13 protein-coding genes are annotated in these 14,764 nt (G+C 73.6%); 9 read left to right on the forward strand and 4 right to left on the reverse strand.

All coding sequences use genetic code 11. The annotated features are described in order from the left end of the window. Positions 1–6 precede the first annotated feature (6 nt). A complete protein-coding gene (locus tag DQ239_RS00185) occupies positions 7–2,715 on the reverse strand; it encodes a SpoIIE family protein phosphatase (protein WP_233488576.1) in 2,709 nt (902 codons plus the stop codon). Positions 2,716–2,936: 221 nt separating this feature from the next. Between DQ239_RS00185 and DQ239_RS00190 the strand changes: the two genes are divergently transcribed. The 4 genes from DQ239_RS00190 to DQ239_RS00205 all read left to right on the forward strand — a co-directional run bounded on the left by DQ239_RS00190 (position 2,937) and on the right by DQ239_RS00205 (position 6,156). Then, on the forward strand, positions 2,937–3,746 hold the full coding sequence (locus DQ239_RS00190) for an MBL fold metallo-hydrolase (RefSeq protein ID WP_113832262.1): 810 nt from the start codon (positions 2,937–2,939) through the stop codon (positions 3,744–3,746). Positions 3,747–3,760: 14 nt separating this feature from the next. Next, a complete protein-coding gene (locus DQ239_RS00195) occupies positions 3,761–4,180 on the forward strand; it encodes a Zn-ribbon domain-containing OB-fold protein (protein ID WP_113832263.1) in 420 nt (139 codons plus the stop codon). Continuing rightward, positions 4,177–5,331, forward strand: coding sequence for a thiolase (locus DQ239_RS00200; RefSeq protein WP_113832264.1), 1,155 nt, complete (start codon positions 4,177–4,179; stop codon positions 5,329–5,331). Before DQ239_RS00195 ends, DQ239_RS00200 begins: the two co-directional genes overlap by 4 nt. Positions 5,332–5,433: 102 nt before the next feature. Next, a complete protein-coding gene (locus DQ239_RS00205; protein WP_113832265.1) occupies positions 5,434–6,156 on the forward strand; it encodes a TetR/AcrR family transcriptional regulator in 723 nt (240 codons plus the stop codon). Between the two features lie 7 nt (positions 6,157–6,163). Here DQ239_RS00205 and DQ239_RS00210 read toward each other — a convergent pair whose 3' ends face one another. Further along, complete coding sequence (locus tag DQ239_RS00210; protein ID WP_113832266.1) at positions 6,164–7,024, reverse strand: MaoC family dehydratase; 861 nt, start codon at positions 7,022–7,024, stop codon at positions 6,164–6,166. Between the two features lie 118 nt (positions 7,025–7,142). Between DQ239_RS00210 and DQ239_RS00215 the strand changes: the two genes are divergently transcribed. Continuing rightward, a complete protein-coding gene (locus tag DQ239_RS00215; RefSeq protein ID WP_113832267.1) occupies positions 7,143–8,699 on the forward strand; it encodes an MFS transporter in 1,557 nt (518 codons plus the stop codon). A gap of 15 nt (positions 8,700–8,714) precedes the next feature. Here DQ239_RS00215 and DQ239_RS00220 read toward each other — a convergent pair whose 3' ends face one another. Then, the gene (locus tag DQ239_RS00220; protein ID WP_113832268.1) at positions 8,715–9,566 is read right to left on the reverse strand and encodes an acyl-CoA thioesterase domain-containing protein; all 852 of its coding nucleotides are present in this window, start codon (positions 9,564–9,566) and stop codon (positions 8,715–8,717) included. 124 nt (positions 9,567–9,690) lie between these two features. On the opposite strand from DQ239_RS00220, the gene DQ239_RS00225 reads away from it, so the two are divergent. The 4 genes from DQ239_RS00225 (at position 9,691) to DQ239_RS00240 (ending at position 13,114) form a co-directional block, all read left to right on the forward strand. Continuing rightward, the gene (locus tag DQ239_RS00225; RefSeq protein WP_233488578.1) at positions 9,691–10,302 is read left to right on the forward strand and encodes a TetR/AcrR family transcriptional regulator; all 612 of its coding nucleotides are present in this window, start codon (positions 9,691–9,693) and stop codon (positions 10,300–10,302) included. After that, positions 10,299–10,523, forward strand: a complete 225-nt coding sequence (locus DQ239_RS00230) for a ferredoxin (protein WP_113832269.1) — start codon at positions 10,299–10,301, stop codon at positions 10,521–10,523. Before DQ239_RS00225 ends, DQ239_RS00230 begins: the two co-directional genes overlap by 4 nt. After that, positions 10,510–11,778, forward strand: coding sequence for a cytochrome P450 (locus DQ239_RS00235; RefSeq protein ID WP_113832270.1), 1,269 nt, complete (start codon positions 10,510–10,512; stop codon positions 11,776–11,778). The genes DQ239_RS00230 and DQ239_RS00235 overlap by 14 nt, the downstream gene beginning before the upstream one ends. 91 nt (positions 11,779–11,869) lie before the next feature. After that, complete coding sequence (locus DQ239_RS00240; protein WP_113832271.1) at positions 11,870–13,114, forward strand: FAD-dependent oxidoreductase; 1,245 nt, start codon at positions 11,870–11,872, stop codon at positions 13,112–13,114. A 193-nt stretch (positions 13,115–13,307) separates the two neighbouring features. Here the strand turns inward: DQ239_RS00240 and DQ239_RS00245 are convergent, their stop codons facing one another. Further along, positions 13,308–14,702 carry a PLP-dependent aminotransferase family protein gene (locus DQ239_RS00245; RefSeq protein ID WP_113832272.1) on the reverse strand — a complete coding sequence of 465 codons (1,395 nt, stop codon included), beginning with the start codon at positions 14,700–14,702 and terminating at the stop codon, positions 13,308–13,310. Positions 14,703–14,764: the final 62 nt, after the last annotated feature.

Consider the following 14,764-nt stretch of genomic DNA (forward strand, 5'->3'; position numbering starts at 1 on the left):
GGCCGATCAGTCCAGGTCGTCCGGGCCCGGCCCGACCCCGCCCGAGTCGGGCACGGGCGAGGTCTCCGGCACGTCGTCGTCGGGCGGCTCGGCGGCCACCGGCCCCTCGCTGTAGAGGGTGCTGGGGTCCTTCGGGTCCATCTCGCGCACCGGCGAGCTGTGCCCGGCCGGTCGGCCGGCCATGCCCGGGCCGTGCAGCCGGATGGCGACCAGCGCGACGTCGTCCTCCGGTCGGCCCTCGACGAGCCGCTCGATGACGCCGTCGCACAGCTCGTCGAGCGTGCTCCCCGCCAGGTCCCCGACCGCCGCCCGCAACCGCTGCAGGCCCGCGTCGAGGTCGCTGCTGCGCCGCTCGACCAGGCCGTCGGTGTACAGCAGCACCGTGCTGCCCTCGGCCAGCACGCGGACGTGCTCGGTCCGTCGCGCACCGGGCTCGACGCCCAGGAGGAGGTCGGGCCGCCCGCCGGCGAGGAACTCCGTCCGGCCGTCGGCGTGCAGCACGAGCGGCGGGAGGTGCCCGGCGTTCGCCCACACGAGCCGGGTCGCGCCGTCGTCGCCGGTGTCGAGGCGGGCGACGGCGGCGGTCGCCAGGGTGCGGGTGCCGAGCAGGTCCATCGAGGCGTCCAGGCCGTGCAGCACCTCCGCCGGCCCGTCCCCGCCGTAGGTGGCGATGCCCCGGAGCAGGCTGCGCAGCTGGCCCATCGCCGCGGCGGCCTCCACGTCGTGCCCGACGACGTCGCCGATGACCAGCATCGTGGAGCCGCCCGGCTGCGGGAACGCGTCGTACCAGTCGCCGCCGACCCGGGCGGACTCGCTCGCCGGCACGTACCGCACCACGATCTGCACCCGGTCGCGCTCCGGCGGCGGGGTGAGCAGGTTGCGCTGCAGCCCTTCGGCGATCTGCGACTGCGCCCGGGCCATCCGGGCGTTCTCCAGCGCCAGGCCGATCCGGTACGCGATCTCCTGGGCCGTCGCCTCGTCGTCGGCACCGCGCGCCCGCCCGGCGTCCGAGAACAGCGACAGGACCCCGACCAGCCGCCCGCGGCCGTGGATGGGCAGCGCCAGACCCTCCCGGCTGGCCAGCTCGTCGAACAGCTCGCGAACCGGGCCGGGCGCCAGCAGCGCCAGGATCTCGTCGGCGTCGCTGCGCACCGGCTGGCCGGTGGCGAGCACCCGGGCGACGGGCGAGCCCGTCGGCATGGCGTCGAGGCGGCGGGCCACGTACTGCTCGAGCGCCTCGCGGCGGGCCGGGTCGGCGTGCCAGGAGCCGACGTCCAGGGGGCGGCCGTCGTCCTGCAGCAGCGTGACGAAGCAGGTGTCGGCCAGCAGCGGGACGAGCCGGCGGGGGAGCGCGGCGACCTCGGCCGGGACGTCGTCAGCGGCGAGCAGGGCGCTGTTGACCTCGGCGAGGAGCGCGAGGCGGGCGGACGCCGCCTGCGCCTCGGCGGCCGCTGCCTTGCGGGCGGTGATGTCGGAGAAGTAGAGCGACAACCCGTCGGGCGTGGGCCAGCACAGCACCTCGTACCAGGTGTTCAGCGGCGCGGGGTAGAACGCCTCGATCGTCCGCGGCGTTCGGGTGGCCACCGCGGTGCGGTAGGCCTCCTCGAACTCGTTGCCGACCGTGCCCGGGAACGCCTCCCAGATCGTCCGGCCGAGGAGCTCGTCCCGGTGGTGGCCGAGCAGCCGTTCGGCCGCGGTGTTGAGGACGGTGAACCGCCACTCGGTGTCCAGCGACAGGAAGCCCGACGGCATCGCCTCGAGCAACCGGCTGGTGCGCGGCTCGTGGACGTCGGTGGTGTCGTACGCCGCCCCCAGCAGGCGGACGCCGGTCCCGTTCTCGTCGCGCAGCGTCTTGCCGCGTCCCTGCAGCCACCGGGCGCTGCCGTCGGGCAGCAGCACCCGGTACTCCACGTCGAGGTCCCCGTCGCCCCGGACCGTGGCCTCGATGGCCTGCGCCACGCGTTCCACGTCGTCGGGGTGCAGCCGTGCGTTGAACGCGTCGAGCGTCGAGTCGAACTCGCCCTCGGTGTACCCGAACAGCTCCTGCAGCCGGGCGTCCCAGGCCAGCTGTCCGCTGACGGGGTCGTAGTCGAAGCTGCCCACCCCGGCGGCGTCCACCGCCAGCGTCCAGCGCAGCCGCTCGGCCTCGGCGTCGACCATCCGGCCGGCGATCGTCAGCTCGTTGACCACGGCCCGCGCGAGCAGCTCGAGGGTGGCGACGTCGCCGGGCGCCCAGTCGCGGGGCTCCGGCGCGAAGACGCACAGCGAGCCGAGCACCTCGCCGTCGGCGTCGTGCAGGGGGACGCCGAGATAGGCCCGGACCGTTCCGCCGGTCACCGGACCGAGGGCGGCCGCCCGCGGGTCGAGCCGGGCGTCGGACAGGGCCAGGGGCTCTCTGTCGGCCGCGGTGAGGGTGCACAGCGAGTCGTCGAGCGGCCCGGTGGTGCCCACGGAGGCCGCCGCCGCGCCCGTCCCGGCGGCGACCAGTTGGACCTCGGACAGCAGGGACACCTGCCCTGACGGCGCGCCCAGCAGGCGGCACGCGACCTCGACCAGCCCCTGCAGTGCGGCGGGCACCGACTCGTCGGCGTGCAGCTGCCGGACGGCGGCCAGGCGGCCCTCGGCGAGCAGCGTCCGCGCCGCGTCGGCAGCAGAGCCGTCGACCGGCCCGGATCCCGGGACGGGAGCGGAGGGCCCGGGCCGTCTGGCACCCACCACGCCTCCCACCGTCGATCCGGGTCCGCACTCCCGCGTCGGACGGCGGCAACCGCCGCTGCGTCCATGATCCTGCACGACGAATCCGCGCGTCCAGGCGGCGTGGTGACCGGGCGCGTCCGGGGGCGCGCGCAGCGGCCGGGAGAGCGGACCGGGGGAGCCGACCGCATGGTCTAGGGTGCGAGGCTGATTCTAGAACCGCGATCTAGGAGGCGCTCGACGTGTGGACCCGGGACACCGCGCCCCCGCGCCCTGGCGTCCCGTCGCCGGCCACCGACCGCGCCACCCTCGTCCTGGCGCCCAACGCGGGCGCGTGGACCTTCGAGGGCACCAACACCTGGGTCCTGGCCGAGCCGGGCGATGACGTCTGCGCCGTGCTGGATCCGGGTCCGGACGACGACGACCATCTCGCCGCGATCCTGGCCGCCGCGGGGGAGCGCCGCGTCGTCGCCGTCCTCGTCTCCCACGCCCACCCCGACCACGCCGAGCTGGCGCCCCGGCTGGCCGCGGTCACCGGCGCGCCCGTGCGGGCGGCCCACCACCGCCTCACCGACGAGCCGCTCCGCGACGACGACGTCCTCCGGGTCGGCGCCCTGACCGTCCGGGTGCTCCACACCCCCGGCCACACCGGCGACTCCCTCTGCTTCCTGCTCCCCGACGAGGGCAGCGTCCTCACCGGGGACACCGTCCTCGGTGGCGGCTCGCCGATCGTGAAGCCCGGGCGGCTGGGCCAGTTCTTCGACAGCCTGGACCGGCTGAGCGAGGTGCTCGCCGCCCCGGGCTCGGTGATCCTCCCCGGCCACGGGCCGGCCCTGCCCGACCCGCTGGCCCAGATCGAGCGGCGGCGCGCGGCCCGGCTGCGCCGGGTGGACCAGGTCGTGGACGCGGTCGCCTCGGGGATCGAGGACCCCGACGACCTGGTGGACCACCTCTATCCCGACCTGCATCCTGAGCTGCGCGTCGCCGCGCGGATCTCCGTGGAGGCGGTGCTCGCCCACGTGCAGACCGATCCCGACCCCGTTCCGAGCTGAGGAGAGCCACGCCGGTGCCGCCACCCACGAAGCCCGCCCCCGTCCCCACCCCGGAGACCCTGCCCTTCTGGGAGGGCTGCGCCGCCGGGGAGCTGCGGATCCAGCGGTGCACGTCCTGCGGGAAGCACGTCTTCTACCCGCGGCCCGCGTGCCCGCACTGCTCCTCGACCGAGCTCGAGTGGGTCGTCAGCGACGGCACCGCGACGCTGCACTCCTACGTCATCAGCCACCGGGCCGCCCCCGGGTTCGCCGAGGAGGTGCCCTACGTCATCGCGATCGTGGAGCTCCCCGAGGGCGTCCGGATGATGACCAACCTCGTCCAGGTCGAGGCCGACCCCGAGCAGCTCCCGCTGGACATGCCGCTGCGGGTGGTCTTCGAGCCGCGCGGCGACGTCCACCTGCCGCTCTTCGCCCCTGCCGGGAGTGCCGCATGAGCGCCAAGGACGACATCGTCATCATCGGTGCCGCCGAGACCGACCAGCTCGGCAAGCTGCCGCACCTGTCGACGCTGAGCCTGCACCTCGAGGGCGCCCGCAACGCGCTGGCCGACGCGGGCCTGACCCCCGCGGACATCGACGGCATCGCCACCGTCCAGACGCCGGGCCCGGTGGCCATCGGCCACGCCATGGGCATCGAGGCGCGCTGGCTCGACGGCACCGGCGTGGGCGGGACGTCGTTCCTCTTCCACGTGCGGCACGCCGCCGGCGCCATCCGCGCCGGGCTGGCCGAGACCGTCCTGATCACGCACGGCGAGTCCGGCCGGTCGCGGGTGGACGCGCCGGCCTGGGGGCGCAGCCCGCAGTCGCTGCAGGGCCAGTTCGAGGCGCCCTACGGCGTCTTCGGGCCGCCGACCTCCTTCACGCTCACCGCACTGCGGTACATGAAGGAGACCGGCACGACCCTCGAGCAGCTCGCCGAGGTCGCCGTCGCGCAGCGCCGCTGGGCGAACAAGAACCCGCGGGCGCTCATGCAGGACCTCGTCACCGTCGACGACGTCCTGAACTCCAAGATGATCGCCTGGCCGTTCACCCTGCTCATGTGCTGCCTGGTCACCGACGGCGGTGGCGCGCTCGTGGTCACCACGCGGGAGAAGGCGGAGGCCCGCGGGTACGACAAGCCGCTCGTGCACCTGCTCGGTGCCGGCGAGGCCGCGGACTCGCCGATGGTGAGCCAGATGCCCGACCTCACCTCGTTCGGCGCCTTCAAGCGCTCGAGCGCGGCGGCGTTCGCGGAGGCCGGCATCGGCCACTCCGACGTCGACCACCTGATGATCTACGACGCCTTCGCCCACGTGCCGATCTACGGCCTCGAGGATGCCGGCTTCGTGGGGCGCGGCGAGGCCGGTGCCTTCGTGGCCGAGGGCAACACCTCGCCGGGCGGTCGCCTGCCGATGAACACCAACGGCGGCGGCATGTCCTACACCCACACCGGGATGTACGGCATGTTCGCCATCCAGGAGGCCGTGCGCCAGGTCCGCGGCGAGGCGGCCGCGCAGGTCGACGGGGTCGAGCGCAGCGTCGTCATGGGCAACGGCGGCATGTTCATGGCCGGCGCCACCCTGGTGCTGGGGAAGTCACCCCGCTGAGCCGTGGGCCGGCCACCCTCCGCTGCGGAGGGTGGCCGGCATCCGCACTCCGTGTCCTACGCTGTTCTAGAACTTCGTTCTAGCTCGCCGAAGGGAGGCCCGATGCCGCGCGACGCCGGTCCGGTCGCCGGACGCAGTGCGTGGAAGTGGAGCCGCACCGGCGAGACCCGCCGGGTGCTGCTCGACGCCGCCCGCGAGGTGTTCGCCGAGCGCGGCTTCGCGGACTCCAGCGTCGCCGACGTCGTCGAGCGGGCCGGCTCCAGCGTCGGGAGCCTGTACCACCACTTCGGCGGCAAGAGCGAGCTGTTCCTCGCCCTCTGGGAGGACTGGCAGGGCAGCCAGGAGCAGCGCGCCGCCGAAGCGGTCACGGCCGCCCGGCGGGCGGGGGAGCAGCGCCCGCTGGCGCTGTTCGTCGCCGGTGCCCGCGGCTTCCTGCGTGGTTCGTGGGAGGGCCGCAGCCTGGGCAGCCTGTTCGTCGACAAGGACGGCCCGCCCGGCTTCGAGCTCATGCGGCGCACCCGCGGCCACGAGTGGCTGCGGCAGAACTCGCTGCTGCTGCGCGCACGGGACGACGCCATCGGCCGGGTCACCGTCTCCGTACTGACCACCGTCATCGGGGAGGCCGGCCGCGAGGTCATGGCCAGCCGCACCCGCCGCGAGGCGGAGGCCATCGTCGACGCCGCCGTGGAGATGATCGAGCGGCTCGGCGTCCTCGCCGAGGAGGCCGAGCTCCTGGACCAGCCGGACGCTCCCGCCCCGGAGGACTCCGCGTCCCGGGACGAGCTGCCGCAGCCAGGCGCCGGCACGGCGATCGCCGGCGCCTGACCGCAGGTCACTCGGGGGCGCCGACCTCCGCCCGGCCGCGGTCGATGACGACCGTGCCGTCGCCGCGCAGGGTCCGGAACAGCAGCGCGCCCTCGGGGCCGCCGTCCTGGCGCCAGATGCGGACGGTCAGCTCATCGCCGGGCAGCACCGGCGAGCTGAACCGCCCGGACATGGCGCGGAACTGCCCCGGGTCGCCGCCCATGGCCGACATCAGCAGGGCGCGGCCGGTGATCCCGTAGGTGCAGAGCCCGTGCAGGATCGGCCGCTCGAAGCCCGCGCGCGCGGCGAACGCCGGGTCGGAGTGCAGCGGGTTGCGGTCGCCGTTGAGGCGGTACAGCAGCGCCTGCTCGGGCCGGGTGGCCAGGGTGACCTCCCAGTCCGGCTCCCGGTCGGGCTGCGTCCAGTCGTCGGCCGCCGCGGGCGCGCCGGACTCGACCTGCTCGCCCCGGATGAAGATCGAGCTGCGCGTGGTGATCAGCGGTGTGCCGTCGGCGTCGGTCGCCGTGGACGACGACGTGACCAGGGCGCCGCTGCGCTTGCCCTCCATCGACTGCACGCGGGCCTGCGCGCGCAGGGTGCCCTCCACGGGCAGCACCCGGTGCAGCCGGATCGCCTGCTCGGCGTGCACCAGCATCGTGCGGTCGAAGTCGCCGATGCCCGGCCCGGGGGCCTGGGCGAGCAGCACGCCGAAGGTGGGCAGCACCTGCTGCTCCACGCCGTGGCTGTTCTCCGTGGTGAACGGCAGCTCCTGGGCGGGGTTCCCGAGCCCGGCCCCGACGCCGACGGCGTAGAGCAGGGCGTCCTTGGACGACCAGCTCCGCTCGTGGACGGGTCCCTCGCGACCGATCGCCGACGGGTCCAGTGGCATGGGGGTACGCCTCTCCTCGACTCCTGGCGCTGCTCTGCGCCGCCCGGCCAGCATGCCGCACCGCCGTCCTCAGCTCTAGAGCCCTGTTCTAGTATTGCCGGGACAGTGGGGAGGGCGGATGTCCTGGTCGACCGCCTCGCGGCCCGACGGGCTCGAGCAACCGGTCGTCGGCACCTCGGCGGCGACGGACAGCCCCGAACCGGCGTTGCCCCCCGTTCCGCATCCCGAGCCGGCCCGCGACACCGACGACCCGGCGGTCATGCGCGAGGCCTGGCGGGTGCTGTCCGTCGTGGGCCTGGCGAGCATGTTCTCGGGGATGTCCAACAGCGCCCTGAACGTGGCGCTGCCCGCGGTGGCGCGGGAGTACGACGCCTCGGCGACGGCGTCGAGCTGGATCCTGCTGTCGTTCATGCTCACCCAGACGCTGCTCATGGTGTCCTTCGGGCGGCTGGCCGACCTCTTCGGACGCCGGTCGATGTACCTCACCGGCCTGGCCGTGTTCACCGTGGGCAACCTGCTCGCGGGGTTCGCGCCGGACGCGTGGTGGCTGGTCGCCTGCCGGGTGCTGCAGGCCGCGGGCGCGGCGATGCTGCTCACCAACAGCGCCGCCCTGGTCACCGGCGCCTTCCCGCGGCACCGGCTCGGCCAGGGCATGGGCATCTACCTGGCCTCGTTCTCCGTCGCCCAGCTCGTCGGGCCGACCCTCGGCGGCTTCCTGGCCGAGCACGTCGGCGTCGAGTGGCTGTTCTGGTCCAACGTGCCGGTCGGCATCGGCTGCCTGGTGTGGGGGATCGTGGCGCTGCCGCCGGTACCCCGCTCCGGCGAGCGGCTGGCCCTCGACGTCCCGGGCAACCTGCTGGCCTTCCTGGGACTGGGCTGCGGTCTGGTGGCCCTCTCGCAGGTCACCTCGCTGGGCTGGTCGCACCCCGTCGTCGTGGGCGGCCTCCTTGCCTTCGCCGTCCTGCTGCCGGCGTTCCTGCTCGTCGAGGGCCGGGTGCGCGACCCGCTGATGGACACCCGGCTGTTCGAGGACCGCAGCTTCTCCTGGGGGCTGAGCGCCTCGTTCCTCAACGCCATCAGCAACTTCGGCGTCGTGCTGCTGGTGTCGCTCTACCTGCAGGCCGTGGGTGGGGAGGACGCGCTGTCGGCGGGGCTCAAGGTGCTGCCCCTGGCGGTGTCGGCGCTGATCTTCTCCGCGGCGTCGGGCTTCTTCCAGCGGTGGGTCGAGGCGCACACCCTCACCGTGCTGGGCAACGCCGCCACCGCCGCCGGCCTGGGCGTCCTGCTGCTCTTGGGGTCCGAGGTGAACGACGCCGCGGTGCTGATCGGGCTGGTCCTCACCGGCGCGGGCTCCGGCTTCTTCATGCCGTCCAACACCCAGGTGCTGCTGGCCACGATGCCCAGCGAGCGGCTCGGCATCGCCAACGGCATGCGGCTGATGCTGCAGAACACCGGCGCGGTCCTGGGCACCGCGGTGATCCTCACCGTGCTCACCAGCCCGCTGCCGCGGGAGCTCCGGCGCTACGTCTTCTCCGGGACCATCTCCGAGGTCTCCGACGCCGGCCTCGCCGACCTGCTGACCGGCTACCGGTGGACGGCGGTCACCCTGCTGCTGGTCTGCCTCGGGGCCATCGTCTGCTCGCTGGGTGCCCGCCGGGCGGTGCGGCGCGCCTGAGAGCTGCGGCCGTCCTCAGCGCGGGCCGAGCGGGCGGACCATGCCCTCCTGCGCGACGGTCATGACCAGCCGGCCGGCCCGGTCGAACAGCCGCCCGGAGCAGTGGCAGCGACCGCCGGCGGCCCAGGTGCTCTCCTGCTCGAAGCAGAGCCACTCGTCGGCCCGCGCGGGGGAGTGCAGCCACACGGCGTGGTCGAGGCTGGCCGCGGCCACGTCGGGCGCGCCCACCGCGCGGGCGTGCGGCGCCAGCGAGGTGGAGAGCATGAGCATGTCCGAGGCGTAGGCCAGCGCGGCCGCGTGCACCAGCGGCTGGTCGGGCAGCGGTTCCAGGGAGCGCATCCAGAACCGCTGCTGCGGCGGCGCCGGCTCGCCCCGGGACGCCGCGACGCGGGGGAGCTCGCCGTCGAAGCGGATGTCGAACGGGTGCCGCCGGGTCAGCTGCTCGAACCACTCGCGCAGCGGGCCGTCGATCTCGGCGGCGGCCTCCTGGGCGGTGGGCAGCGACTCTGGCTCCGGGGCGAGCAGCTGCGGGACCTGGTGCGTGAAGCCGGCCTCGGCCACCTGGAAGGATGCGGTCAGCTCGAGGATGGCCCGGCCGGACTGCTCGGCGGTGACCCGGCGGGTGCTGTACGACCCGCCGTCGCGCACCCGCTCGACCCGGAGACCGGTGGGCGCCGACGCCTCGCCGGCGCGCAGGAAGTAGGCGTGCAGGAGTGCGCGGCCCGGCCCGGGTCGACGGTGGCGCCGGCGGCCAGCAGCGACTGCGCGACGACCGCGCCGCCGAAGGAGCGCTCGGGCGACCGGCGCCGCGGGCCGGCGCGGAACCCGTCGTCCCCGGTGGGGGAGATCCGCAGCACACCCGCCCAGCCGTCGCGGACGACGTCCGGCTCGAGCTCGCCGCTGACCTGCATCTCCTCACCCTGCACGAAACTTCGACCCCTTCACGCCCACCCTCTTGACCTGTTAAGTGAATCACTATTCAATTCGTGGCGTGGGACGCATCGCGGGCGCGACGGGCGCACGGACACGGCAGCGCCTGCTGCGTGCCGCCGCCGACGTGTTCGCCCGCCGGGGGTACGACGGCACGCGCGTCGCCGACATCGCCTCGGAGGCGGGGCTGAGCAACAGCGCCCTCTACGCCTACTTCACGTCGAAGGCCGAGCTCCTCGTCGGAGCACTGCGCACGCACGGCCGCCGTCCGCTGGAGGACATGGTCGCGGCCGACCCCCGGCGCTCGATCGTCGACATGCTCATGCGCACCGGTGTCGGCCTGACCGAGCGGCCGGACGCCGACCGCTACCTGGTCATCGAGGCGCTCATCGCCGTCCGGCGCGACCCGGAGGTCGCCGCGTCGATGACCGGCTACGTCCGCGAGCGGGCCGAGTGGATGACCGGCCTGATCGAGCAGGCACAGCTGCGCGGCGAGATCGACGCGACCGTGTCCGCCCGGGCCATCGCCCACCTGGCGACGGCGCTGGCCATCGGCAGCACCCTGCTCACCCCTGATCTGCACGACGTCGGCGACGAGGAGTGGACGGCGCTGCTGTCCCGGGTCGTGACGAGCATCGCCCGTACCGAGGAACAGATGGGAATCCGCACATGAAGGTCCAGATCGACGCGCAGCTGTGCCAGGGGCACGGTCGCTGCTACGACCTCGCCCCCGACCTCTTCGGCGAGGACGACGAGGGCTACGCCACGCTCACCGCGCTCACGGCCGACGGCATCGTGCCCGAGGGTCGCGAGGGCGACATCCGTCTCGCGGCAGCCAACTGCCCCGAGTCCGCTGTTCTCGTCCTTGAGGAGGCACTGAATGACCGTCGATGACAGGTTCACCGACTCGCCGTTCCAGAAGGCTGATCCCGCCGAGCTCACCCGGTTCGAGGTGATGGACGGCCCGGTCTCCGACTGGGCCACCGACTTCTCGCACATGGACGAGCAGTACGCGGAGAACGCCCACGAGATCTGGGACGACCTGCGTGGCCGCTGCCCGATCGCGCACACCGAGCGGTTCGGTGGCGCGTGGCTGCCGACGAGGTACGAGGACGTCCAGGCGATCGCCTACGACACCGAGCACTTCACCTCGCGCGCCATCATCGTGGGCAACTACCGGCCCCCGCTGGATCTGGCTCCCGTCGGCGGTGTGCCCCCGATCTCGTCCGACCCGCCATTCCACCACGACGCCCGGAAGCTGCTGCTGCCGGCGTTCACCAAGGCGAACGTCGCGAAGCAGGAGGTCACCACCCGGGAGTTCTGCCACTCGCTGATCAACGCCTTCGAGGGCCGCGACCTCGTCGACGCCGCCACCGAGTACGCGATGCACATCCCGATCCGGGTCATCGCCGACATGCTCGGCTTCCCGACCGAGGACACCCCGAGGTTCAAGGTGTTCGTGGAGAACGCGCTCGAGGGCATCAACCGCTCGCCGGAGGAGCGCGAGGCCTCGACCGAGGTGCTCTTCACCTACCTGCTGGAGCAGGTCCGCGACCACATCGACAACCCGCGCGACGACCTGACGACCTACCTCATCAACGCCGAGCTCTACGGCCAGAAGCTGGCCCCGCAGCACGTGGTGGGGACGATGGCGCTGCTGCTCATCGCCGGCATCGACACCACGTGGAGCGCCATCGGCGCCTCGCTGTGGCACCTGGCGAAGAACCCCGAGGACCGCAAGCGCCTCGTGGAGGAGCCGGCCCTGCGCGCGACAGCGGTGGAGGAGTTCCTCCGGGCCTACGCCCCCGTGACCATGGCCCGCCTGGTCAAGGAGGACGTCGAGCTCGGTGGCGTCGAGATGAAGAAGGAGGACTGGGTCCTTCTGCCCTTCCCGGCCGCGAACCGCGACCCGGAGAAGTTCGAGCGGGCCGACGAGGTCGTCATCGACCGCGAGGTCAACCGGCACGCCGCGTTCGGCCTGGGTATCCACCGCTGCGCGGGCTCGCACCTCGCCCGCATGGAGCTGCGCGTCGCCCTCGACGTGTGGCTGGACCGGATCCCGGAGTTCTCCCTGGCCGAGGGCGCGCCCATGCGCTGGTCGACCGGGCAGATCCGTGGTCCCCGGATGCTGCCGATCACCATCGGCTGATGTACTCGGAGCCCCGGCGGGTCGTGCTCTCACGGACGCCGGGGCTCCGGCACGTCCAGCGCCGCCCTGCACCAGAGAGTGGGTTCCACCCGTGACCACGGAGACCGTCGTCGTCGTCGGCTCGTCGACCGGCGGGGTGCGCACCGCGCAGGCCCTGCGCCGCGAGGGCTTCGCCGGCCGGATCGTCCTCGTCGGTGAGGAGCCGCACGAGCCCTACGACAAGCCGCCGCTGTCCAAGCAGTACCTGGCGGGGGAGTGGGAGCTCGACCGGCTCGCGCTGATCACCCCGGAGGCGGCGGCGAGCGCGGAGATCGAGCTGCGACTGGGGGTCGCGGCCGTGCGCCTCGACGTCGCGGCGCGGCAGGTGCTGCTCGCCGACGGCACGGCGCTGGACTTCGACCACATCGTCGTCGCCACGGGGGCCGCCGCCCGGCCCTCACCGTGGCCCGCGGACTCCGGTGTGCACGTCATCCGCACCCTGGCCGACGTCGACGCGCTCCGGGCGGACCTCGCCACCGGGGGAGCGGTCGTCGTCGTGGGCGGTGGTGTCGTGGGTGCCGAGGCGGCCGCCACCATCCGCACGCTCGGGCACGCCGTCACCGTCGTCGACCCGCTGGCGACGCCGCTGGCCCGGCTGGTCGGCCCCGAGGTCGGCCGACCGCTGGAGGAGCTGCACCGCAGGCACGGCGTGGACACGCGCTTCGGCGTCGGCGTCGAGGGCATCGACGGCAGCGCCGGCAACCTGGCCGTGCGGCTCACCGACGGGTCGACGCTGAGTGCGGCCACGGTGCTCGTCGGCATCGGGGCGGTGCCCAACGACGGGTGGCTGGCCGACTCGGGGCTGCTGGTCGACAACGGCGTCGTCTGCGACCGGTACTGCCGGGCGGTGGACTCCGAGCGGGTCTGGGCGGTGGGCGACGTCGCCCGCTGGCAGGACCCGCGCTACCCGGCCGACGTGCGCCTCGAGCACTGGACGAACGCCGTCGAGCAGGCCGCCGCGGTCGCGCACAACATGGTGCACCCCGACGACCTGCAGCCCTACAGCCCGCTCGAGTACGTGTGGAGCGACCAGTACGACTGGAAGCTCCAGATCGTCGGGCATGCCGCGCGCGGTGGGCGGTACGAGGTCGTCGGTGACCTGGGGTCCGACCCGGCGCGGGCGGCGGTCCTCTACTCCGACGACGACGGCCGGCTGATCGGCTCGGTGACGGTGAACTGGCCCAAGTCACTGGTCACCAGCCGCCGGGCGCTGACGGCGGGCGACGTCGACTTCGAGCAGTTCGTCGAGCAGATCAAGGCCCTCCCCGCCAAGCCCCCGGCGCCGGCCGCCCGCTGATTCGCTGACTGGCGAGAGCCCGGCGAGAACCGCCCCGAGTCCGGATCGTGCCGCACTCCGCTGCCGACCTCGGTTGGTCTGCGGCGACTTGTCCGTATGACGTCCCGTCTCCGGAAAGATCACCGGGCGGGTCTATCGGGACGTCATGGTTTGAGTGGCACGCCGCGCCTGCTGTCACCGGTCGGCGTTCGGCTTACGGGATGAGTTCTCTGAGGCGTCGCACCCCCGCAGTGAGCTGCTCCTCGTTGGCGCCGGCGTAGGTCAGGCGCAAGTGGGGTGCGGGCGGTTCGGTGACGAAGTAGGGCCGTCCCGCTCCGATGAGCAAATTGTGGGCGCGGGCGCGGGCTGTTAGTTCGGCGTCGTCGACGTCGGGTGGCAGCCGCGACCACAGATGCAGGCCGCCGCGCGGCAGGACGGGCGGTAACAGCTGCGGTAGGTGCCGGTACAGCTCGGCGCTGAGGTGGTCCCGCCGTCGGCGTAGCGCCGTGGTGAGCTGATTGAGATGTCGCGGCCACGCGGGGGCGCCGAGGAGTTGCAGGGCGGTTTCTTGCAGAGGGCGGGCCACGCCGAAGTCGTCGACGAGCCGCACCGTGGCAAGGCGGGCGGCGGCGGGGCCGCGGGCGACGAGCGCGCCGATGCGCAGGCTGGGGGCGGCGGCTTTGGACATCGAAGACAGGTGCACCACGTGCCCGTCGACGTCATCGTGGAGGAGGGGTGGTGGGGCGGGCGCGTCGAGGGCCAGGTATCGCGCCCAGTCGTCCTCGAGGACGAACGCCCCTGCGTCGCGCGCGGCGGCAAGGATCTGTTGGCGCCGTTCAGGTTCGAGCACCGTGCCGTTTGGGTTGGCGTAGGTGGGCTGGACGTAGAGCAGCCGCGCGCCGGTGGTCGCGAATGCTGCGGGCAGCAAGTCTGCGCGCAACCCGCCGGCGTCGGTAGGCACCGGGAGGGGATGTAGTCCCGCGGCTCGCGCGGCAGCGAGCGCGCCGAGGTAGGTCGGGACTTCGACCAGTACCGGCGCGCCCGGCGGGGCGAGCGCGCGCATCGCCGTGGATAGCCCGGCTTGCCCGCCGGGGATTACGAGAACGTCACCGGGGTCGGCACCCACTGCTGCGGCAAGCAGGGAGCGCAGCTCGGGCAGCCCTGCGGCAGGGGCGAGCGCCCACCCGCCGGGCCGGCGCGCGGCGCGCACGGCAGCTGCGGTGAGGGCGGCCAGCGGCTGCAGGTCAGCCGACGGGTAGCCCGTGGAAAGCACGAGCACGCCCGGGGCCGCAGGCTGGTTGAGGGCGGCCACGTCCCGGCCGTCGACCGGAGCCTCCCCGAGAGCCACGGTCTGCCAGTCGGTGTCTGAATGCGCCTGTCGCGACGCCGAGCTGAGCCGGTGAGCCACAAAGGTGCCCCGCCCGGGTTCGGTGACGAGGACGCCCTCCGCTATCAGGCGGCCGACGGCCCGCGCGACGGTGCCCGGGCCGACGCCGAATTGCGCCATGAGCGCTCGAGAGGATGGCAGACGAGTACCCGGCTGCGTCGCTGCGGCCCGGTTGCGCAGGTCCGCAGCGACCCGAGCGGTACTGCTGCTACCGTCAACCATGTCAGCTAATGGTAGTGCTACTGGCTGTCAGCGTTCACTGCTACCGCCTGGTTCGACTCGTG

This window comes from Blastococcus sp. TF02-09, assembly GCF_003319105.1.
Classification (GTDB): Bacteria; Actinomycetota; Actinomycetes; order Mycobacteriales; family Geodermatophilaceae; genus Blastococcus.

Bases quoted from the DNA above. Each gene is read 5' to 3' on its own strand.
- DQ239_RS00200 (WP_113832264.1), top strand. From the start codon at position 4,177: ATGAGCGCCAAGGACGACATCGTCATCATCGGTGCCGCCGAGACCGAC.
- DQ239_RS00205 (WP_113832265.1), top strand. From the start codon at position 5,434: ATGCCGCGCGACGCCGGTCCGGTCGCCGGACGCAGTGCGTGGAAGTGG.
- DQ239_RS00210 (WP_113832266.1), bottom strand. From the start codon at position 7,024: ATGCCACTGGACCCGTCGGCGATCGGTCGCGAGGGACCCGTCCACGAG.
- DQ239_RS00215 (WP_113832267.1), top strand. From the start codon at position 7,143: ATGTCCTGGTCGACCGCCTCGCGGCCCGACGGGCTCGAGCAACCGGTC.
- DQ239_RS00230 (WP_113832269.1), top strand. From the start codon at position 10,299: ATGAAGGTCCAGATCGACGCGCAGCTGTGCCAGGGGCACGGTCGCTGC.
- DQ239_RS00235 (WP_113832270.1), top strand. From the start codon at position 10,510: ATGACCGTCGATGACAGGTTCACCGACTCGCCGTTCCAGAAGGCTGAT.
- DQ239_RS00245 (WP_113832272.1), bottom strand. From the start codon at position 14,702: ATGGTTGACGGTAGCAGCAGTACCGCTCGGGTCGCTGCGGACCTGCGC.